18 protein-coding genes, 1 pseudogene and 1 other annotated feature are annotated in these 19,558 nt (G+C 57.6%); of the genes and pseudogenes, 7 read left to right on the top strand and 12 right to left on the bottom strand.

What is annotated here, in order from left to right; genetic code table 11:
- Positions 1–3: 3 nt before the first annotated feature.
- The 7 genes from F2P45_RS04895 to F2P45_RS04865 all read right to left on the bottom strand — a co-directional run bounded on the left by F2P45_RS04895 (position 4) and on the right by F2P45_RS04865 (position 8,497).
- On the bottom strand, positions 4–984 hold the full coding sequence (locus tag F2P45_RS04895; RefSeq protein ID WP_166871046.1) for a beta propeller repeat protein: 981 nt from the start codon (positions 982–984) through the stop codon (positions 4–6).
- 16 nt (positions 985–1,000) lie between these two features.
- Positions 1,001–2,620 (bottom strand): PAAR-like domain-containing protein, encoded by a 1,620-nt coding sequence (locus tag F2P45_RS04890; RefSeq protein WP_166871045.1) that lies wholly within the window; start codon positions 2,618–2,620, stop codon positions 1,001–1,003.
- An 11-nt stretch (positions 2,621–2,631) separates the two neighbouring features.
- On the bottom strand, positions 2,632–3,735 hold the full coding sequence (locus F2P45_RS04885) for a hypothetical protein (RefSeq protein WP_166871044.1): 1,104 nt from the start codon (positions 3,733–3,735) through the stop codon (positions 2,632–2,634).
- Complete coding sequence (locus tag F2P45_RS04880) at positions 3,732–4,850, bottom strand: DUF2169 family type VI secretion system accessory protein (RefSeq protein WP_166871042.1); 1,119 nt, start codon at positions 4,848–4,850, stop codon at positions 3,732–3,734. Before F2P45_RS04880 ends, F2P45_RS04885 begins: the two co-directional genes overlap by 4 nt.
- 520 nt (positions 4,851–5,370) lie before the next feature.
- Positions 5,371–6,012: a hypothetical protein gene (locus F2P45_RS04875; protein WP_166871041.1), complete on the bottom strand. Its 642-nt coding sequence runs from the start codon at positions 6,010–6,012 to the stop codon at positions 5,371–5,373.
- A 129-nt stretch (positions 6,013–6,141) separates the two neighbouring features.
- Positions 6,142–6,951 (bottom strand): hypothetical protein, encoded by an 810-nt coding sequence (locus F2P45_RS04870; protein ID WP_166871039.1) that lies wholly within the window; start codon positions 6,949–6,951, stop codon positions 6,142–6,144.
- Between the two features lie 323 nt (positions 6,952–7,274).
- A protein-coding gene (locus F2P45_RS04865; protein ID WP_166871037.1) for an IS3 family transposase occupies positions 7,275–8,497 on the bottom strand; the annotation gives its coding sequence in 2 pieces (ribosomal slippage) (positions 7,275–8,212 and positions 8,212–8,497; 1,224 coding nt in all).
- Positions 8,106–8,222: a sequence feature (AL1L pseudoknot), on the bottom strand. Its footprint overlaps the gene before it by 117 nt.
- Here F2P45_RS04865 and F2P45_RS04860 point away from each other — a divergent pair.
- From F2P45_RS04860 to F2P45_RS04840, 5 genes and pseudogenes are all read left to right on the top strand, one after another.
- On the top strand, positions 8,496–8,876 hold the full coding sequence (locus F2P45_RS04860; RefSeq protein ID WP_166871036.1) for a hypothetical protein: 381 nt from the start codon (positions 8,496–8,498) through the stop codon (positions 8,874–8,876). The genes F2P45_RS04865 and F2P45_RS04860 overlap by 2 nt on opposite strands.
- 59 nt (positions 8,877–8,935) lie before the next feature.
- Positions 8,936–9,187 carry a transposase gene (locus F2P45_RS04855; protein ID WP_166871034.1) on the top strand — a complete coding sequence of 84 codons (252 nt, stop codon included), beginning with the start codon at positions 8,936–8,938 and terminating at the stop codon, positions 9,185–9,187.
- 174 nt (positions 9,188–9,361) lie between these two features.
- On the top strand, positions 9,362–10,885 hold the full coding sequence (gene istA, locus F2P45_RS04850) for an IS21 family transposase (RefSeq protein WP_166871033.1): 1,524 nt from the start codon (positions 9,362–9,364) through the stop codon (positions 10,883–10,885).
- A 36-nt stretch (positions 10,886–10,921) separates the two neighbouring features.
- The gene (gene istB, locus F2P45_RS04845; protein WP_166871031.1) at positions 10,922–11,689 is read left to right on the top strand and encodes an IS21-like element helper ATPase IstB; all 768 of its coding nucleotides are present in this window, start codon (positions 10,922–10,924) and stop codon (positions 11,687–11,689) included.
- Between the two features lie 94 nt (positions 11,690–11,783).
- Positions 11,784–12,764, top strand: a pseudogene (locus tag F2P45_RS04840) (IS3 family transposase); the annotation flags it as partial.
- A gap of 80 nt (positions 12,765–12,844) precedes the next feature.
- Here F2P45_RS04840 and F2P45_RS04835 read toward each other — a convergent pair.
- From F2P45_RS04835 to F2P45_RS04820, 4 genes are all read right to left on the bottom strand, one after another.
- Positions 12,845–13,402: a hypothetical protein gene (locus F2P45_RS04835; protein WP_223164673.1), complete on the bottom strand. Its 558-nt coding sequence runs from the start codon at positions 13,400–13,402 to the stop codon at positions 12,845–12,847.
- Between the two features lie 148 nt (positions 13,403–13,550).
- On the bottom strand, positions 13,551–13,964 hold the full coding sequence (locus F2P45_RS04830) for a hypothetical protein (RefSeq protein WP_223164672.1): 414 nt from the start codon (positions 13,962–13,964) through the stop codon (positions 13,551–13,553).
- Between the two features lie 110 nt (positions 13,965–14,074).
- A complete protein-coding gene (locus F2P45_RS04825; protein WP_166871026.1) occupies positions 14,075–14,881 on the bottom strand; it encodes a hypothetical protein in 807 nt (268 codons plus the stop codon).
- Positions 14,882–15,122: 241 nt separating this feature from the next.
- Positions 15,123–16,034 carry a hypothetical protein gene (locus F2P45_RS04820; protein WP_229504915.1) on the bottom strand — a complete coding sequence of 304 codons (912 nt, stop codon included), beginning with the start codon at positions 16,032–16,034 and terminating at the stop codon, positions 15,123–15,125.
- 544 nt (positions 16,035–16,578) lie between these two features.
- On the opposite strand from F2P45_RS04820, the gene F2P45_RS04815 reads away from it, so the two are divergent.
- Positions 16,579–16,980: a CopG family ribbon-helix-helix protein gene (locus F2P45_RS04815; protein WP_166871024.1), complete on the top strand. Its 402-nt coding sequence runs from the start codon at positions 16,579–16,581 to the stop codon at positions 16,978–16,980.
- Positions 16,977–18,239, top strand: coding sequence for an AAA family ATPase (locus tag F2P45_RS04810; protein WP_166871022.1), 1,263 nt, complete (start codon positions 16,977–16,979; stop codon positions 18,237–18,239). Before F2P45_RS04815 ends, F2P45_RS04810 begins: the two co-directional genes overlap by 4 nt.
- 482 nt (positions 18,240–18,721) lie before the next feature.
- Here F2P45_RS04810 and F2P45_RS04805 read toward each other — a convergent pair whose 3' ends face one another.
- Positions 18,722–19,501 (bottom strand): enoyl-CoA hydratase, encoded by a 780-nt coding sequence (locus F2P45_RS04805; protein ID WP_166871020.1) that lies wholly within the window; start codon positions 19,499–19,501, stop codon positions 18,722–18,724.
- Between the last annotated feature and the right edge of the window lie 57 nt (positions 19,502–19,558).

Raw genomic sequence — 19,558 nt, 5'->3', positions numbered from 1 at the left:
CGCTCATTCGTCATACGGTTCAACCAGATGGCGCCAGGCGGCGCCATCGAAAGTGCGCACCGAGTCCTGGCTGGCAATGACCAGCAAGCCGTCGTGCACATCCATGCGGCCATACATGGGTACCGCTTCGCCCTCGTGGCTGGCGCGCGCCATCGCGCTGCCGTCCCACTGATAAAACTGGTAGTTCGAGGCCAGCCAGAGCTTGTCCTGGAACCAGCGTACGTCATTCCATGGCACTGTCGATGTCCCCCGGTAGACGGATTTCCAAGTCGACTTTTGTCCAAGCCACAAACTGCCCCCTTCGCCGGAAATGTACACATTGCCATCCCCCGCGCACGTCACGGTCGCCAGTTGCACATTGCTCGGGAAACCCATCTGCTTCCAGGCCTGGCCATCGAAATGCCATACGTCGCCGTGTCCGCCGACGGCATACATGTCCGATTCGGAAAACGCATCGATATCCTCGAATCCCATCCTGGTCGTCACTTCATCGGGCCTGGGCAGTCCTGCGTCGACGGCCAGCCACGTCCCGGAGTCGACGCGTTTGTAGACGCGTCTTCCTACGCCGACAGCGAAGGTATAGCCGCGAATGCACTTGAGCCTGAGCGTGCTTGGCCACTTGCCCGGATCGATATGCTCCATCGGCCCTTCCACGCCGCCGCCGCGCGGATACACATCGCCATCCATGTTCATGGCGCAGACCATGCCGCTCGGTCGCGGGAACGGCGGGCGCGAGACGCCCACCACGGAATGGGCCATCCCGGTCAACTGGCGAAATCCGCAATTGCTCCCCGCCTCGCGGTCGGTGTACAGGACGATCAGGCGGGTCGCAATATCGTGATCGAACAAGTGCGACGATTCTTCGATCGACATGCGCTGACGCGCACAAAAATGCAAGGCACGCCGGTCGAGCAGCGCCACGCTGGAGATAACAAAGCCGGAGAACACTTCGGTCCAGCGCTTCTTGTCCAGAAATACAGTCACAGCCAACTCCTCTTCATTAATTGACATCGCCGCCCACGACGCCGGGAGGCGTGGCAAGTTTACCCTGTGCATTGACCATCTTGGGCCTGTCATTGGCGCCACACACTTTGTCGTAGTAAGCCGCAAGTTGAGCGCGAATGCAGTCGAACGAACACTTCGAAAACGGAAATGCCGCTTGATGAGATCTGGCTGCCGCATCCAGGGCATCGCTCATGCTCATGCTGCCGTCGGCAGCGATGGTGCCGGGGAGCGCAGACAACACCAGGGCGGCGTGCTCCTTCGCCAGGTCGACATGCACCTGCTGGTGGCTGCCGGCGTTCTGGTTGGTGCCTTCGGCGCAGACCGTGGGCGCCGCCGCGTGCTTATACTGCAAACAAGTACCTGCCAGAGATTTCTCTGGAAGCAAATGGTGCCCGGTCTGTCCAAAACAGCAGCCGCCTTTTTTCACAGGCTCATGACTCTTAAGTTCGTTGGGCGGGATTCCTGTCGCATTTTCGAACGGCACCAGATGGCACTTGCGCGCGCGCACGCATTCATTCAACATCGCCAGCAAGCTCTGGGCCTCGGCGGCCAGCTTGACGGCGGCGTCTTCCTGTTGCTTGGGACTGAGCTGCTTGAATTTGTCGAACTCGTCGCGCAGCCTGTTCATATCGGGAAGCCGTTTCTCGAGCTCCTTCAGTTGTTCCAGGGCCTCATCGGCTACCTTTTTGATTTCTGTAACATCGCCGACCGATTCGACGACGTCGTACACCGACCACGCCGCCATCGCAACGTTTCCGGCCAGCGGCACCGCGCTGCCGATGGCCTGCTTGACTGCGGCCTTGGCAGCCCACTTGCCGGCGGCCCAGGCGGCCGCATCGGCGACCATGCCTTCCAGCTCGGCTTTGATCAGATTCATGGCATCGATTTCCTTGGGCAGCGCCGCCATGATCTCTTCCATCTCCTTGATGTAGGCCACCGCACCCGGCCTTGTCCCGACCGGCAGCTGCAGGCCATCGCAATGGTCGTCCGTCCAGTGCCAGCTGTCCGCTTCTTCGCGTTTGCCGGTTCGAACACCGGTGTTTTTCTTGCGCCTCAGAAGATCGAGCAGCGGGCTTCTGCTTCTGATCTCGCGCTTGGTCTCCGACATGTCCGCTTCGGGCCCGCATGCACGTTCAATGGCATCCTCTTCCTTCTTGCAGGGAAACGATTCCCAGAATCCGCGCGACAAGTACGGAAACACCGCCGTATTGCCAGGCTGCGAGCCATGGTTATGGCTGACCAGGTCGGTATGCCGCGGCACCCCGAAGCCTTCGAACACCACGTCGAAAGACCACTGCGTAAAATACGCCTTGCCCGTGATGACAGCGGTCGCCACGCCTTGGCCGAAGGCCTCGGTGGCCGCTTCATTGCCGGTACTGGTCGCGAAGAAAGAGTGATCCTCGATTGCAATTTCCTGCCCGCCAATGAACACCGTGCGGGTGCCATTCGTGATACTGCCGGCGAAACAGGTGTTCGGATAGGGAATGGCCACCGGGCCGGCCGGGGGACCCGGCGGGCTCCAGCAGGTATCGGGAAAGGCCTGCGGCGACACGCCATCGTTGCCGACGGCCTTGCAGGCGATTTCTTCATTATTGGCGTAGACGTGGGTCTGCATGGTGTTCCTGTCTAAGAGGCGGGCGGCGCCGCGCGGTAGCGCACCACCATGGCCGTACGGCGGCCGTCATCGCCGGCAAAATGCAGTAGTCCGGCGCGGCCGGGGCTGTGCGTCGGATGCCCCATCAGCGCAGCCAGCCAGGCCAGCGTCAGCAGGGCACTGGCGGCGCCGGTTTCGCCGACGCTGCGCGCCACCATCAGGTGCGGGAACTGCGCCTTCTTGCGTTCCATGCAGCGCGCCAGCGCCATGCTCACTTCCCTGGCATACCAGCCCTCGCCGGTCATGCCGCTGGCATGAAAGTCGAGCGCCGCGATCTCGCAGCCGGCGGCCTGCGCCGCGTTGCGCATGGCGTCCGTGAGCGCGCGGGCGCGTACCGGCGTATCGGCGCCGAAACGCCAGGCTTCCTCGGTGCTGGCAAGCGCGTCGATCCACAAGGCTGGCGCAGCCGCCTCCGCCCGGCTGAGCAAGACAGCGGCGGCGCCCTCGGCCGGAATGAATCCGTCGGCATTGCTTTTGGTGGCCAGCCGTTCCTGGTCCAGGTAGTGCTCGATCGCCCCGGCATCGAGCAAGCTATCGACCGCCGCCAGCAACACATACGCCGGCCCGTCGCGCTGCGCCATCGACAGCGACGCCTGCGCCAGCGCCTTGCCGACGCCGCCCTTGCCGTCGACGCACAATGCGCCGCGCGCATGAAACTGGCGGCCTTCGCCGCGCATCTCTTCCAGGATCGCGGCCAGGGCCTCGGCGAGGCAATTGCCGGACATGCCGGGCCGCCCCGGTTCGGCGCCCAGCACCAGGATCGCCACCGTGCGCGTATCGATGCCAGGCTGCCCGGCCATCGCTTCGGCAAGCACCGTGCGCAGCATCAGGCCGAGGCGCTCGGCGCCCCAGGCGCCGACCTCGTACAGCGCGCCGCCGGTGATCGGCGCGCCGCCCCGCGCCACGAATCCGGTTTCGCGAAAGTGGTTAATGCGGGCGTTGATGGCGGCGCTGGCCGCCGGCGCCGTGTGGCCGACCGCACAGCACATCGCGCGCGCGACGACCCGCAGCGGCATCCAGGGCGCCGTCGTTGACTGGTCCGTGCCGGTAGCGGGGGAAAGGGGCCACAGCTTCATGCCGGCATCGCGCCGGCATCCGCCGCGGCAGCGCCGCAGCCGCCGCAGCCAGCTCCCAGGCCCAGCGATTTTTCTTGCCACCAGCCGGGGTCGACCGGGCCGACCGCCACCGTGTCGATTTCCTGCAAGCGCCGCTTGAGTGGGGTGCTGATCCGCCAGACCACGGAAAAGCGTTGTTCGTCCGGTTCAAAATACAGCGTGTCGGCAAGCGCTTCGAGTACGCTGCTGCTGTAGTCGGTGCGCAGTACGCGCACCGTTTGCTGTTTCATGCGCGGCAGCGCAAAACGCACATCGGGACGGCCGCGCATCATGTTGCGCAAGACGACCGGCTCGCCGCCCTCGGGGTAGGCCATCTGCTGGTCCTCGGGGGCGCACTGGTGAAAGCGTTCGTCGAAATCTTCCGGCAGCAGGGGGAACACGTCGCGCCGCCAGGCAGCATCGTAGGTACCGCCATATTGCTTGCGCGGCGGCCAGTGGCGTCCGATGGCGGAAAAGGCGGCGGCGGCATGCTTTCCCTGGGCGCTGCGGAGCGGGTCATCCATCGCTTCGAGTTGCGCGGCAGGCGCGCCGTCGAGCTGCGCGCGCGTGCGCGCTCCGGCCCAGCCGATTCCGGCCGGGTTATCCGGATAGCTTTCGTACACGGCTTCGGCCTGCTCTTTCTGGAAAATACGGGTTCCCCCGAAGGCAAAGCCATAGTGCAGCGGCTGGGTCGTAAACGCTTCCGGTTTGCTCAGCGACAGCAAGCCCATCTTGCTGCGCCAGGTGCGCGGCCCGAGGACACGCAAGCCTTTGCGCAGCGCGCCAACTTGCCATGCCACGAGCAGTTCGGGTACCGGCAGGTTATCGGGCGCATGCGCGCTGGCGTTGAACAGGACATCGCAGCGCGCCTTGAAGCGCGCAAAGTCGGCGCCGTACAGCATGGCGCTGGCGCCGGGCTGGCCGGCATAGATATCGGCCTGGACCAGCGGCTGCGGCGGCAGCGGGCGTGCACGTTCTCCAGGTTCGGGAATCGACCAGGTGCTTTTGGCGACGATGACCAGGTGCTCGCGCCCCGCATTGTCCAGTGCCACTGCAATATCGGCTGCCAGGTGCTTGGAATCGACGACAATCTTCATGAACAGCGCTTCCTCAACGTGACGGTGGATGCATGACGCGTCCACCCGACACCGTCTTATCCGAAAGCCGGAGCGCGATTCGCAGCGCTCCCCGATCGGCCGCGCTACGCTAGCTCAGCCGTTTGATAAGAATAGTCTATTTGGCAATATTAGTCGATTGAAATGTGAGATTTTTTATAACTTTATGCGGCGCCTGCCTTGCCAGGCCGCGCACGTTGAGTCTCACAGAAGTCGGGATCGGAAATCACCTAAATCAATAACTTAACAAGAAAAATCCCACATAAGCTGGGACTGAATCTCACATAAGTCGGGATTATTCAACGAAATCTCACATAAGTCGGGATTATTCAGATTGCCTATTTTTTGGCACTCATCCCTCAGGTCTGTATAAGCTTGCCGCCATTACTGAACGGCAACACTAGGGAAGCGCTGATTTATTCAATATTTTCAAGAATTTTGCGTGTAACCCTTTGATTCTAAAGGGGGCGAATATTCGAAAAGTGAATAAATCAGCACTTCCCTAGAGGGAATTGCACGTAATTTCGAGGTCCGGAAGAGTATTTTCCTGGGCTAATTTTTCGATTAATGCACCTATGACATAGGGTGGTTCACAATTGGCCACAGCTCTATTGATGCTACTGCTTGGATGTGTTAGTCCTACCTTATGTGCCACTTCATGTCCAACTGTGTTTCCGAGTGATGGAATGGATCGCGGAAGAGCCCATTCATTAAGGCGAATCGGTCCATTGCCATCACCGTCATAAGCTATATTCTGTGCTGGGCCGAAGCGCAGCACAAAAGCCCAAAGACCGCCATAGGTCACGATTTCAACATTTTTGATACTTGTCCTAAGTTGGTTTGCAACGGTTTCAGCATCAAATCCAACCCAGGCAGCAGAATGCGGTCCGGATTTTGCATTCTTTATGTAAAATTCGTTGAGCGTTTTTTCAAATCGCAAAGAATAGATAGCGTCTATTGCAACCCGAACACCGGAGCGAATATTCTCAATGGAAGCCTGTGGTGCTACTATTTTACCAGCGCAAATTTCTGTATGCAAATTGCTGCAGGTTTTGCTGGCAATTTGATTACTCGTGCATCCCGAGCTAATCAATAGAAAAGAAAGCCAGATTCCACCTAGAGCGGTTCTGAAAAATTTTGTCATCGCAATGTCTCATCTCAATTATTCATGAGCCGATCGAGGAATCAGTCGCGGGATTCCGGTGAATTTGAATAAGATATCATACTCACCGCTATACAAATCGCCGCGAAGCCAGCTGATATCTGAACCAGTTTAACGAGAAACTCCAGGCACGATTAATTTTGCACCTTCTAGTTCGTTAATTTTTGGTACAAAAAGCTTTGAATCTATCTTGGCAGCAGTTTTTGGACCAGTAAACGATTTGTTGATAACTGCCGGAGCAATCACTACAGGTTGATCAACCGGAGCTAATACGCCATTCAAAATGGGACCGTAGACGCTGATGCTCGCAATTTTCTCCACTCCCCCGACGTTATTGTCGGTTTGAAAGGTACCTTCGGCCGTAGCGATAGTGTACGTGCCTTTTGCCGTGTTATTTGTTTTCTTATACTTACGCGTAGTTATTTTGGACAATGTAATGGCTGTAATGCACCAATACTTAGAACTAGCAAGTGCAGCCGGACGATTAGCAATGCACGAATCCAGTTTCAGTGTTGGATCCGTAGCGGAAATCAAATCAGTAATGACCAACTCGTTAAGAAATTCCTTGCTTCTGTTGAATTTAAAAAATGCAACAATATCTAGTCCGACGGTCTGCTTTTGGCTGATCAGCGCTCGGTACACCTCGCCATCCTTTAGATCAACTTGCAAGGCTGGAGTGGTCGTTCCTATCCCCTTCCCTTGCAGCATTATCACCCCGTTCTCTTTGGTAATGTAAGAGCCCACTAAGGTGCTAATTGCGGTCGACCACTGTGTCGAGTCGTTAATCGTCAACGATGGTCGTTTTACGAAAGATGCAAGGGCACCGTCCGGATCCAGCACTTCAGCCGCACAAGAAAAAGAACTTGCGCAAATCAACGCAACTGCCAATGCAGCTCGAATTCTAAATCGACAATCATGCATATAATTTCCTATTTGTCCTATAAAAACATTTACCCAAAGGTGGGAGTAATTGGCAATATGATATTAAAGCCATTCGTTACTGATCGCACAATTTTTCTCAAAATTCTTTTTTATCATGCAGTTTGTTGCGGAAGTGATACATATCAACATGTTTTTGTAACGCGCGGTGTGCAAAGAGCGAGAGCGCGGTCCTGTGAGGTGAAGATCGCTATGGTTTGCCCCCTACCGCTGCAATTTGTACTGCCATGGTGTTTTTAGCAACTAAATGCCGACAATGACTCTTTTGAATCGCCCCGAAATTATGGGAGGCCTTTTGGCGTGAGTCAGACCGTCATGGCCTGCTCGGAAAGTTGTCGAAAGTAGTTTGCCTCAGCTTCAGCCGGCGGAATGTAGCCTAGTGGTTCTAGCAGCCGGTGGTGGTTGAACCAAGATACCCATTCCAGCGTTGCCAGTTCAACGGCTTCGCGCGTCTTCCAAGGAGCACGGCGGTGGATCAGTTCTGCCTTGTACAAGCCGTTAATGGTCTCGGCCAGGGCGTTGTCATAGCTGTCGCCCTTGCTTCCCACAGACGGTTCAACGCCAGCTTCAGCAAGGCGCTCACTGTAGCGGATAGAGACGTATTGCGAACCACGGTCGCTATGGTGAATCAACGAGTCATCCCGTTCAGGCTGACGATCATAAAGGGCCTGTTCCAAGGCATCCAGGACGAAGTCGGTACGCATCGAGCTGCTCACGCGCCAGCCCACGATTCGCCGTGCGAACACGTCGATCACGAAGGCCACGTAGACGAAGCCCTGCCAAGTCGAAACATAAGTAAAATCGCTCACCCAGAGTTGGTTCGGCCGTTGTGCCTTGAACTGACGATTGACGCGGTCCAGCGGGCATGGTGCCGCGGCATTGCCGATCGTGGTCCGAACTACTTTTCCCCGCATCACGCCTCGCAGTCCAGCACGGCGCATCAATCGCTCAACCGTGCATCGAGCAACGTCGGTTCCTTCGCGGCGCAATTGCCGCCAGACTTTGTCGGCCCCGTAGACCTGCATATTGGCATTCCAGACGCGCTCAATTTCAGGTGCAAGTGCCTCATCGATCTTGGCACGCCGGCAGCGCAAGTCAGGGTTACGTCGCTGCGCGGCATAACGCCAGTAGCCGGACGGGGCAACCTGCAACACGTTGCAGATCGACTCGACCCCGTAAGCGTGGCGGTTCTGGTCGATAAAACCTCTCACGATTTGAAGCGGCGGTCGAGCTCCGCCTGGGCAAAAAACGCGCTGGCCAGCCGCAAGATCTCGTTGGCCTTGCGCAACTCGCGCACCTCGCGTTCCAGCGCTTTGACCCGCTCCGTTTCGGACGTGGTGACACCCTCTCGTCGGCCAGTGTCCCGCTCGTGCCGGCGGACCCAGCGACGGAGCGTTTCCGCAGTACAGCCAATCTTGGCTGCGATGGATGTGATGGCCGCCCACTGCGACTCGTACTGGCTGCCAGCCTCTTCGACCATGCGCACGGCGCGTTCCATCACTTCAGGAGAGTATTTCGATTTTTTCATGGTGGCTCCATTTTCTCAAATGTTGGAGCCTCCTTCAAACCCGGGGCGATTCATTTATAACTTCGCGTTGAAGAGTGTGCCGCCGATGATCTTTACGGTGCTGGTGACCGCATTCGGTGTTACCGCGTACGCATACTTCCATACGTTCGGTAGCCAAGGCGTTGGGGACCAAGCCACATGGGGGCAATTCGGTGACTACATGGGCGGGACATTGAATCCCCTCATCGGACTTTTTACCGTCTGGGGGCTGCTAGTAGCTTTCAGGCTCCAATCCGCCCAGTTGGCCGTGGCGCGGAAGGACTCCGCTCGACTAGCAAAAGACATGAAGGCTGCCGCAAAACTCAACGCACTTACGGCAGCACTGGACGCGACAAACTGAGGTAACCTGACTTTTTCGGACACTCTGGTTTGGTAAACTTCATCAACTGGAGAAATTTTATGACACGCTCAAAAACATACACCCCGGAGCTTCGGGAAGAAGCCGTGAAACTGGTTCTGACGCAGGGCCTCACGTTGGAAGACGCCTCATTGCGCCTGACGATTCCCAAAGGAACGTTGGCCAACTGGGTTGCGGCGGCGAGGCATGGCACGTCGCCCAAGGTGGCCCCTGGCAGCCGTTCCGTTCCGGAGTGGGTATTCCGGACGAACGTGACCAGTGATTCCGGCATCGTGACCAGTCATTCCGTTTGAACGTGACCACCCATTCCGGGCGAACGTGACCGATTTCGAGCATCTTCCGGAATCAGCGGTCACGATACCGGAATCACTGGTCACGATGCCGGAATGGCGTCGTACAGCGCAGTAATGGTGTTACGCATTTTGCAACCTAACGGGTACGCTCCCAGCTTTTTGACTGGAAACAGCGTGCCCGCACCAAGGATCAATATGCGTAAGATTAAGGACGTACTACGGCTCAAGCTTGATGCCAAACTGTCGCACCAGCAGATCGCCGACGCGCTGGGGCTGTCGAAAGGTGTGGTCACAAAGTACGCGGGCCTGGCAGCTGCGGCGGGCTTGGACTGGCCCACAGTGCAAGGCATGGACGAGGCGGCGCTGGAGCGGCGTCTGCTGGTCGGCTCCCAAAAGGCACGAGACTATGTGCAACCCGACTATGGCCGCTTGCACCAGGAGCTGCGTCGCAAAGGCATGACATTGATGCTGCTGTGGGAGGAGCATCGCGCCGACTACGCGGACTGTCAGACCTACGCGTACTCGCAATACTGCGAAAACTACCGCCGCTTCGCCAAGCAACTCAAGCGGTCGATGCGGCAGGTGCACCGCGCCGGTGAAAAGCTGTTCATCGACTACGCAGGCCCCACCATCGCGCTCACCGACGGCGGACGTGCCCACATCTTCGTCGCTTCGATGGGGGCGTCGAGCTACACCTACGCCTGCGCCACGCCGCGCGAAACGATGGCCGACTGGCTTGAGTCGACGGCACGCGCGCTGAGCTTCTATGGCGGCGTCACGCAGCTCATCGTTCCCGATAACCCGAAGGCGATGATCTCGCACGCCAACCGCTATGAACCGCGCGGCAACGACACCGTGCTCGACTTCGGGCGCCACTACGGCACCTCGATCCTGCCGGCACGCCCTTACCATCCACAGGATAAGGCAAAGGCCGAATCGGCGGTGCAGATCGTCGAGCGCTGGATCATGGCGCGTCTGCGCCACCAGCAGTTCGGCAGCGTGCACGAGGTCAATCAGGCTATGGCGCCGTTGCTCGCGCGGCTCAACGACAAGCCCTTCCAAAAGCTGCCTGGCAGCCGTGCCAGCACCTTCGCCGAGATCGATGCGCCAGCCTTGTGGGCTCTCCCGCTACAGCGTTACGAGATGGCTCGATTCAAGACCGTCAAGGTCCACATCGACTATCACGTGGAGGTCGAGCGCCACCGCTACAGCGTGCCGCAAACCTTGGTCGGTCAAGTACTGGAAGCACGCATCACCACAGCCGTGGTCGAGCTTCTGCATCGTGGCCAGCGGGTCGCCAGCCACGCCCGCAACACCCGCGTCGGCGGCTTTACAACCACGCCCGCGCACATGCCGGCCGCGCACCGCGCGCACATGGAATGGACGCCGCAGCGCCTGATCCACCGGGGCGAGAGCATCGGCCCGGCGACCGCCGAGGAGGTGACGCGGCTGATGGCCGAGAACAGGCATCCAGAGCACGGCTACCGCGCCTGCCTTGGCCTGCTGTCGCTGGCCAAGCGCTATGGCAAGGTGCGCCTCGAAGCGGCTTGCATGCTGGCCCTGCAGATCGGCGCCTGCCAGTACCGCCACGTGAACGACATCCTGAAAAACAACCGCGACCAAAGCGTGCCCGTGGTAGCCGACGAATGGGTCAGCCCAGAACACGTGCACCTGCGCGGCCCCGACTACTACCAATAAACAATATAAACAATATAAATAATAAGGAAGATGGCGATGATGATGCACACCACCCTGGCGCAACTGCGCACCCTGAAACTGGATGGCCTGGCAGCAGGATTGGAAGAACAACTGGCCCAACCCGGCATGACCGCGTTGAGCTTCGAAGAGCGCGTGGCGCTGTTGGTCGACCGCGAGGTCCACGCCCGCAATGACCGCAAGCTGGTGCGACTACTCAAGAACGCGCACCTCAAATATGGACAGGCCGCGATCGAGGACATCGACGCGCGTGCTGGCCGTGGCATCGACCGGCGCGAGGTGATGAGTCTGGCCCTGTGTGACTGGGTCAGCGCCGGCCACAGCGTCCTGGTCACCGGCCCAACCGGCGCCGGCAAGTCGTGGCTGGCCTGCGCATTGGCGCAGTACGCCTGCCGGCGTGGATACTCCGCGATCTATCAGCGTGTACCCCGCTTGCAGGAAGAACTGCGCATCCGGCACGGCAGTGGCGCCTTCGGCAAATGGCTGCTGCAACTGGCCAAGACTGACGTGTTGGTCCTGGACGATTGGGGCATGGGGACCATTGACGGCATGACGCGCTCGGATCTGCTGGAGATCATCGACGACCGCGCAGGCAACAAGGCCACCATCATCACCAGCCAATTGCCGGTCGAACACTGGCATGCCTGGATCGGCGACGCCACCATCGCCGACGCCATCCTGGACCGCGTCATGCAGCGCAACCACCGCTTCACGCTGACCGGTGATTCCCTACGCGCCCAACGGCCAAAAGCGGCTAAAAAGGAGAAAAATATCGACCCATCGTGACCGCAGGGATTAGAATTTGACCGCGTAACGCCATCTCATGCGCAGCGGTCACGTTCCCCGGAATGACCGGTCACGTTCGCCGGAATACGCACCGGAGCTCGAGGCCGAGGTCACCAAGCTGCGCAAGGAGCTCGCAGAGGCGCGTATGGAGCGCGATATCGTAAAAAAGGCGGCAGCGTACTTTGCGCGGGAGTCGCTGCCAAGTACGCGGTCATGAAACAACTACGACTCGAGTATCCCGTCACCGTTCTGTGCCGCGTCTTTGAGGTTTCGCGCAGCGGCTTCTATGCATGGACGCAGGGCAAGTTGTCGCAGCGGGCGCAGGATGATGCGCGCCTGAAGGTCGCCATCGAGGCCGTCCATGCGCAAAGCCGCCAGACCTACGGGCCGCTGCGCATGCAGCCGGAACTGGAAGCGCAGGGCTTTCCAGCAGGCCGGGACCGCATTGTGCGACTGCGCCGCGAGCTCGCCTTGCGCTGCAAGCAGAAGCGCAAATTCAAGGCCACCACCAATTCAAACCATGACCTTGCCCGTGGCCGAGAATTTGCTGAACCAGACCTTCGCGCCAACCCGGCCGAATGAAGCCTGGGTGACTGATATTACGTATGTCGCCACCGGCGAGGGCTGGCTCTACCTGGCCGGTATCAAGGACGTCTTCACCTGCGAGCTGGTGGGCTACGCGATGGACGAACGCATGACGCAAACGCTGACGGCAACGGCGCTCTGGAAGGCCGTGCGCAACAAGCGCCCCGCGCCTGGGCTGATCCACCACTCCGACCGTGGCACCCAGTACTGCGCTCACGACTATCAAAAACTGGTGAAGCAATTCGGCATGCAGTCCTCCATGTCGCGCAGGGGGAATTGCTACGACAATGCGCCGATGGAAAGCTTCTGGGGCAGCCTGAAAAACGAGCTGGTACATCACCAGCGCTACGCGACAAGGGCCGACGCTAAAGCGGCCATTCAGGAATATATCGAAAGCTTCTATAACCGCCAGCGGCGCCACTCGGGCCTCGGCAATGTTCCGCCAGCGCTGTTTGCCGAAAAATTCAGCAAACAGCGACAGGCGGCCTGAAACAAGAGTGTCCGCTATTGACAGTACACCTCAGACCTCCAAAAAGTCTTTACTAGACTTTCGACAGAACAACCTAACCTCTAGACCCACATCACAATATCGATGTTGGGGCTGTATTCCGCGCCAAGACAGTCATCTATCCTTGTCGCGTTCAACGGATGCAGAAGCTCAGGCGGGAACCGCCGTCCATGCGGATTCTGAATCAAGGCCTTAGGCGGAAACTCGTAGTGATGGTAACCGAACGGCAGCTCATTATCGATCAGTGGCTGATCCCTCATCAATGCATGAAGCTGAATTTGGTACCGGCACAGGAGGATCGCATCGACCATCGGAAATCTTACTGCCTCTCCGTTAGGATCCTTGTGAAACGAATTTTCTGTCAGCAGTCCAGACATCGGGTTTAGGAGCGCCGCGAGTACTTCTTGGACATGATCGTCCCAGACAACTGTCAGGATCCGAACGGCATCGGGACGAAGCTCCTCATATGCAGTGAATTTCTCGTTTGCGGAAATTAGAAAGTCTTTTACTGGGTTATCCCGCGGTAGCATCGGTGCCTCGACGGGTTGAACAACGCCCTCTGGCAATCGAGCCGTGAGTTGCCAATTTGCGACCGCTCGACGCCGACCGTGGGCTACCAAGCTAGGGGCCTTGTAACTGTTCAGCCCCTATGAAGGACTATCAAAAATCAGCAAATTTTGCTTAAAAAATGTGCAAAAACGCCTTTATTCGCTTAATTTTTCAGCAAAATTTCAGGCCTTTTCCCTACCTGTCATAGAGGCTGAACAGTTACGGGGCCTTTACCTCAACTGCATACCATAAGCCTTCCGCACACGCTTCGAACTCCGGATTCTTCCCTTTTTTTAGCCGTGGCTCATGGGTAAAAAGGGGAGAGCCAAATTCGTCTGCATCGGCCGATTGAACTGCTCCGCACGTTGCATATATTTCTGAAGCTATTTGGACCAGACTTTCGTACTGTGACTCACCTATGCCTTTTACACTTGCAATTCGAGAAATCATCTCCGCTGCATACCCAGGTACGGCAAAATCTATGCATGCCAACGCTTCACAGAGACCTTCCGTGTATGGCAAAGCCACGCCTTTTGTTGCGGCAGCGGCGAACATCTGAAGCATGTGCTGATCCGAAGGAACGGCACGCGCGAACACCTCAAGTATTTCCGTCTTCTTCAACACGATCTCCATTTCGGTTGCTTGCGTCTTATACCAGGCGTAAGCATGACAATCCATGCCCGCCGATACGGATTTCACTGCTCTAGTAATGATTACGAATTGGTTGTCTCGACTTTGGCTGGCTACGCCGCCACCGAGATCAAAGTAGCGCTCGATGGTTTTGACTCATCTTCCATGCTCATGGAAAGCGCTGTCCAACGCAAATAGCGCAAGAAAATCCAGCGAGTTTCTGCCCTTGCATGCTTCAACGAGAAGACTAACCATCCCATCCCGAAGATCCAAGCCACAGAAATTCCGATCAAAATTGAAAGCCTTTCGAAGCTCACGATGGCGAGTGTGATCATTGACCCGACTTTCGCATTCACGAGATAGACCACTATGCCTAGCAACAGAAGGGCGATTGGGTGCCGAAAGTACGCGACACCTGTTGTCGGCAAGTCCTTTTCAACGAGTTCAATAAACGAAATACATGATTCTATCTGGGCTTTTGTCGGCTTTTCAGTTGCAAAGATTTTGTCCTGGAACCACTTGAGACGCAGCAAGGAAGAATGAAGGTAACTCGGCTGAGAAGTACCGCTCCCAGTGATACCGACCGAACGATAGTCTTCTGGAAGCCCCATCCTTAAGCATTTATTGACGATTGGGCGGACACAGACGTACATCACCACCCCCTGTATAAATGGGTTTAGCCATGCGAATCTCCAGTCAAGATAAAGTAGCGTAAAGAGGATGAAGGGCGGCACTACGGTGGTGATCCAAAGTAGGTAGTTGTACCAGTGCAGAACAGGTGGGACAAAAGCCACTTTCAAAGTGCGAAAACCCACGCAATTCTGGTATGCATGGTAGAGCCGGCCATGCAATCGAACAGCATCGAGGGCATGGTATCCGGGGGATCCAACTGGATTTTCATCATGGGTATTTTCGTTCATTGTCGTGCCTTATAAAGGATTGCAACCATGGGGAAAAATTTCCACGCGCGCCTGGTCACCTCTGGCAGCCGGCGTCGCTGGATGCTAGCTCGTCAAATCATTTCCAATCGCAACGTGAGCTTAGTATCTCCGCTCGGAACTACAAGATTTTTCAGAATGCTTCGCGACATGGGGGCGACTGCGATGACTGAATGCGACGAAGACGGTGCTGGGATCCAGCACCGTCTTCGTCACGTGTCCTCTACATGATCACGCGGCCTCGGTCCCCGAAGCCGGCGGGCCTCACATCAATTGAGGCGAGCTGACTTAGAAGCGCCTTCCTGCACTTGAAACTGGTGGTCGATGATTGAATCCACGCACCCCGCTCCCTTTCCAGCCAGCTCGCCGCAAAAGCGTCTCCAGCGGAAAATCCGGCGTCATATGAGCGCACCCAACTCTCTGCGCGTTCCGTCGGCAACACTGCCACGTTTATGGCCAGCTCTGAAAATCCTGCGTCAGCGACATACGCTTTTGCAGGAAGCCCGCCTGGCAGTTCGAAATCGAAGACAATCCCGCGGACCGTGCTTTGGTCGCGCTGTTCAGTCCAGCCGGGCCAGCGATTGTCATGCGCCCGCAAACTAAACAGGCGCCGACGCAGTCCTTCATTAACGGCGCAAGTAATCAAATTGCGCCACGCTCTATCCCGCGAACTCTTATATTCGATCTCGTAGGCCCGTTTGCATGTCGTGATGAGCAGAACAGGAAGATCCAGCAGTTCAAAACTAAATTCAATGTCCGCCTGATGACCCAGCGCTAATAATTTGGCATCGAACTTTTCGTCATCGAGTAGTACAAAGTCCGGATCAGCCTCAAATTTAGGCAATGCGGCCAACAATGCTGCGTGGGTGCCGAAACCAAGTGACGCGGCTAATGCTTCACTCAGATGGGCAGAACCTACAGTGGGAAATTCATCGCGCAGTGCATTTTTGACAGACGCGACAGACGCTTTGACGAAGGGAAGGGACGACATAACGAAACTCCAATCAATAAATGGCCGGTGTCCACCGATTACACACCGACCTTCGATTGAAGGATCGATTAGATTTTTTGCTACGTCTGCTTTGACCCGGCGGCAGGTCAGGCCCAGACGGCCCGTATGTGGAGAATAGCTCAACCGCATTTCCTTTTCAAGCCACCTTTCGGCAGCGTTATGCGCGGCGGGTGACGGCTCGACATGGCGGCTACGCGGTCCAGCAGTATCCTTGCATGGATCAAGCAGTTGATGATTTCCAGTTCGGTATATGGCGCTATCTCCCGGTACTTGTCGGCAATCTTCCGCTCGTGGGGCGTGTAAGCCACCCGGTATTTCCTGGCGGAGTGCGCCGAAGCCATGTAGCGCGCGACGACCGACATGTTCGTTAGGAAGCGTCGTGCCGAGAGGAAGTAGAGGTGGTACGCGTCGCGGTAGCGGGATATGTCTGTACCCGGTACTGATTACCGGATTCAAGTCGTGTCCCAACCCTTCGAACCAAGGCTCCAGGGGATCGCGCTTGATCCTCGCTATCTCATTGCGGACGTTCGGCCGTTTTCCGAGCGGGCGGTGCCCCAAGGGGAAATTCATGCGGTGCGGCTCCGGCTGTGAATGTTGGCTGAGTCCGGCCTTGCAATTAATAGGGCCGTGCTTATAGTTTCCTGTAGTACATTGTAAGACAACCAGTATGAAAACAGCTACCGTAAGCGCGCGCCTGCCCGACGACTTCGGGGCCACCGTCTCCGCGCTCTCGAAGGTCCCCGGACAGTCGCTCTCCTCGATTACCGAAGATGCGCTGAGAGAGTACACCGGATGGCGGGTCCCGCAGATCGACGATCTCCAGCTAGCCATTGCCGCTGCGGACCGTGGCGAATTCGCGACCGACGACGAAGTAGATGCGGTATTCGCGCGATATGGAGCATTGAATCGAACTCAAGTGGTCGCGCCTCTCGATCCAGGGCTGGCACACCGCGCAGCAGCGCTAAAGAATCAGATTGGGAATGCTGGAGTCTTGCCGCGCGCGGCGGGTATCATTGGATGCCGCGACTACCGCACGCGACTTTCGCATCTAACCAGGACTGAAAAATGATCGACCAAATCTACGAAGCCGTGGAACGGAAATACTTCGAATCCGGAGATTTCAACGGCATGCCGATCTACGCGTTAAAAGGTTTTTTCGACGTGGATACGCCCGAGTTCCGCTCCGTCCTGCGCAAGGGGATAGAGAACGAGGTCCTGACCGCCAACTTCCACGGCAACACCCACATCAAGCCCTTTTCCAAAATGCCGACGGCGAAGGTGCTTGAAGTCTTCGATTCCGCCGAGTACCCGTCCCATACTTGCCTTTACCCGCATCCCAGCAAGCTGGCAAGTTCACCTCGCCTCTCCGGCTACGCGCAGGCCCCATACGAGCTGGAGCTGGCCAAGGGCGGGGGGCAGCTCGACTACAGGACGTTCGACCTGTCGGTCCTGGAACACTACCGGAACGATCCGCGTTACTCGTACAGCACGGACTTTATCCACGGCCAGATCTGCATCGAAGATGCATACTACGAATCCGGAAAGATGGCCGAACACGACCAGATACTTCTCGAAACCTTCGGCTTCGCGTACGACGACGACCTGAACCGGTACGTGGCGGTCTTCCTGCGTTACCTCTCGAAACTCAGCCCGGAACACCAGCGGGTATGGCATGCCAAGGAGGTCTCCGGGAACATCAAGCTCCACCCCGATTACTATGCGTCTTCCATCGAGGGTTCTTGGGGAACGCGGATCTCGATCTTCGAAGCGTTCGTGATGGAATTGCAAACGATAAATGAGATGTGCGCGCTCATGAAACGCCCCCCGCTGTTCCGGAATTCGTTCAGCGAGGACCGCCCCAAGGAGTTCGGATTTCTCCTCCGACCGACGGTCGCGGAATTCAACGACTTCATCCTGCTCCTGGACAAAATGATGTCCGACAACATTGACAAGGCCTTCTTCGGCAACGACGTGGAAATCGAAACCGACGAGGTACGCGCCGATGGCAAGATCGTGGTCAAGCCCAAGGGAACGGTGCAGATACTGGAAGCGTGGTTCGCCAAGCTGTTCCGAGCAGCCGACGAAGGCCCCATGAAAGCCATGATCGCCAGCTTCAAGAAAGTCCGGAAGCTCCGCCAAGCGCCGGCGCACAAGGTGAATGCCGACGCGTTCGACCAGGAAATATTCCGGAAGCAGCGGGACATCGTGATCGAGGCGTACGACTCCGTCCGAACCATCCGCCAAGCGTTCGCCAACCATCCTGCGGTCAAGAAGAATCCGCCCGAGATAGACGAACAGCTTTTCAACGGGGAGATTTGGGATATCTAGGTGCTATGAACGGGACCTTTGTTTTCAATAGTACCAGCCCTTATACATCTAACTGGCCACGGTAGCTCTACTCTTCGTATGGTGGACTGCCGGCGGCGCGCCGCGCGCAATCGCCGCATTGGCCTGCACCTGGTGATGATGCGCACCAGCTGGTGGCTGGCGCCTGGCCGGCGCCCAGGTCAACCTGCAGGTGCTCACCGGCGTGGATCCAGCACCAGATGGTGCACAAAAACGAGCTGCTGTTGGGCGCCAGGTCATTGGCAAGCAGCTCGGGGCATCAACGTTTGATGTCTTTTCCAACAACACGGCTCAGGCGTGGTTAGTGGCGCGGATTGTCTTTGCTCCGCATACTTGAACTAATGCAAAAAAAGTTCCCCATGAATAACTTTTGTTCAACTTATGCGAAAAAATCCCGACTTATGCGAGAAAAATCCCGACTTCTGTGACAGTCAACGGCGCAGGCGCGCTGTCAAAACAAGGTATCACGCAAACTTCGAAAAATCCGGCTTGCGCTTTTCAAAGAACGCGGTGAACGCTTCCTTCGCTTCGGGCGCGAGCAGCATGGCGCCGAACAAGGCGTTTTCGGCGCCCATGGTCTCGGTGATGGCCGCATTGCGCGAGCGCTTCATCAGCGACTTGGTCGCGCGGATCGAGGCGGCCGGCAGCGCCACCAGCTTGGCGGCCTGGCGCGCCGCGTACGGACGCAGTTCTTCCAATGGCAGCACTTTCGACACCAGGCCCATGTCGTAGGCTTCCTGCGCCAGGAACGCTTCGCCGAGCAGCAGCTTTTCGGCCGCGCGCGGAAAACCGGCCAGCTGCGGCAGCAGCAGGCTCGATGCGAATTCCGGGCACAGTCCGAGCTGCGAGAACGGCATCGAGAACTTGGCGTTGTCGGCAGCGTAGACCAGGTCGCAGTGCATCAGCAAGGTGGTGCCGATGCCGACCGCCGCACCCGACACCGCCGCCACCACCGGCTTGGTGCTGCCGGAGAGCGCGCGCATGAACTGGAACACCGGGCGCATGTCGGCCGGCACGCCGTCGACCGGGGCCGAATTTTTCATGAAGTCGTCCAGGTCGTTCCCGGCCGTGAAAATCTCGGGCTTGCCCACGATGAGGATCGCGCGCACCGCGTCGTCGGTTTCGGCGTCGACCAGGGCGTCGGCCATGGCCTGGTACATCACGCCGGTGATCGCGTTCTTGCGCTCGACGCGGTTGAATTCGATCGTCAGGATGCCCTCGGCCTTGCTCGTCAAAATATCCATGCATTCTCCAAAAAGTGAAAAGGGCGCCGGGGATAATCCACAGCGCCCTCGATAACG

The sequence above is a fragment of the Massilia mucilaginosa genome, from assembly GCF_011682145.1.
GTDB classification, from domain to species: domain Bacteria; phylum Pseudomonadota; class Gammaproteobacteria; order Burkholderiales; family Burkholderiaceae_D; genus Telluria_A; species Telluria_A mucilaginosa.
Note: the sequence above shows the minus strand (reverse complement) of the source record. Positions and strands in the feature narration are given on the sequence as shown.

What these genes read in the sequence shown, in the direction of transcription:
- F2P45_RS04880 (WP_166871042.1), bottom strand. Translation starts at nt 4,850, where the DNA reads ATGAAGATTGTCGTCGATTCCAAGCACCTGGCAGCCGATATTGCAGTG.
- F2P45_RS04810 (WP_166871022.1), top strand. Translation starts at nt 16,977, where the DNA reads ATGATCGACCAAATCTACGAAGCCGTGGAACGGAAATACTTCGAATCC.
- F2P45_RS04805 (WP_166871020.1), bottom strand. Translation starts at nt 19,501, where the DNA reads ATGGATATTTTGACGAGCAAGGCCGAGGGCATCCTGACGATCGAATTC.
- F2P45_RS04870 (WP_166871039.1), bottom strand. Translation starts at nt 6,951, where the DNA reads ATGCATGATTGTCGATTTAGAATTCGAGCTGCATTGGCAGTTGCGTTG.
- F2P45_RS04890 (WP_166871045.1), bottom strand. Translation starts at nt 2,620, where the DNA reads ATGCAGACCCACGTCTACGCCAATAATGAAGAAATCGCCTGCAAGGCC.
- F2P45_RS04860 (WP_166871036.1), top strand. Translation starts at nt 8,496, where the DNA reads ATGGTGGCTCCATTTTCTCAAATGTTGGAGCCTCCTTCAAACCCGGGG.
- F2P45_RS04885 (WP_166871044.1), bottom strand. Translation starts at nt 3,735, where the DNA reads ATGAAGCTGTGGCCCCTTTCCCCCGCTACCGGCACGGACCAGTCAACG.
- istB (WP_166871031.1), top strand. Translation starts at nt 10,922, where the DNA reads ATGATGATGCACACCACCCTGGCGCAACTGCGCACCCTGAAACTGGAT.
- F2P45_RS04875 (WP_166871041.1), bottom strand. Translation starts at nt 6,012, where the DNA reads ATGACAAAATTTTTCAGAACCGCTCTAGGTGGAATCTGGCTTTCTTTT.
- F2P45_RS04815 (WP_166871024.1), top strand. Translation starts at nt 16,579, where the DNA reads ATGAAAACAGCTACCGTAAGCGCGCGCCTGCCCGACGACTTCGGGGCC.
- F2P45_RS04830 (WP_223164672.1), bottom strand. Translation starts at nt 13,964, where the DNA reads ATGGAGATCGTGTTGAAGAAGACGGAAATACTTGAGGTGTTCGCGCGT.
- F2P45_RS04825 (WP_166871026.1), bottom strand. Translation starts at nt 14,881, where the DNA reads ATGAACGAAAATACCCATGATGAAAATCCAGTTGGATCCCCCGGATAC.
- F2P45_RS04855 (WP_166871034.1), top strand. Translation starts at nt 8,936, where the DNA reads ATGACACGCTCAAAAACATACACCCCGGAGCTTCGGGAAGAAGCCGTG.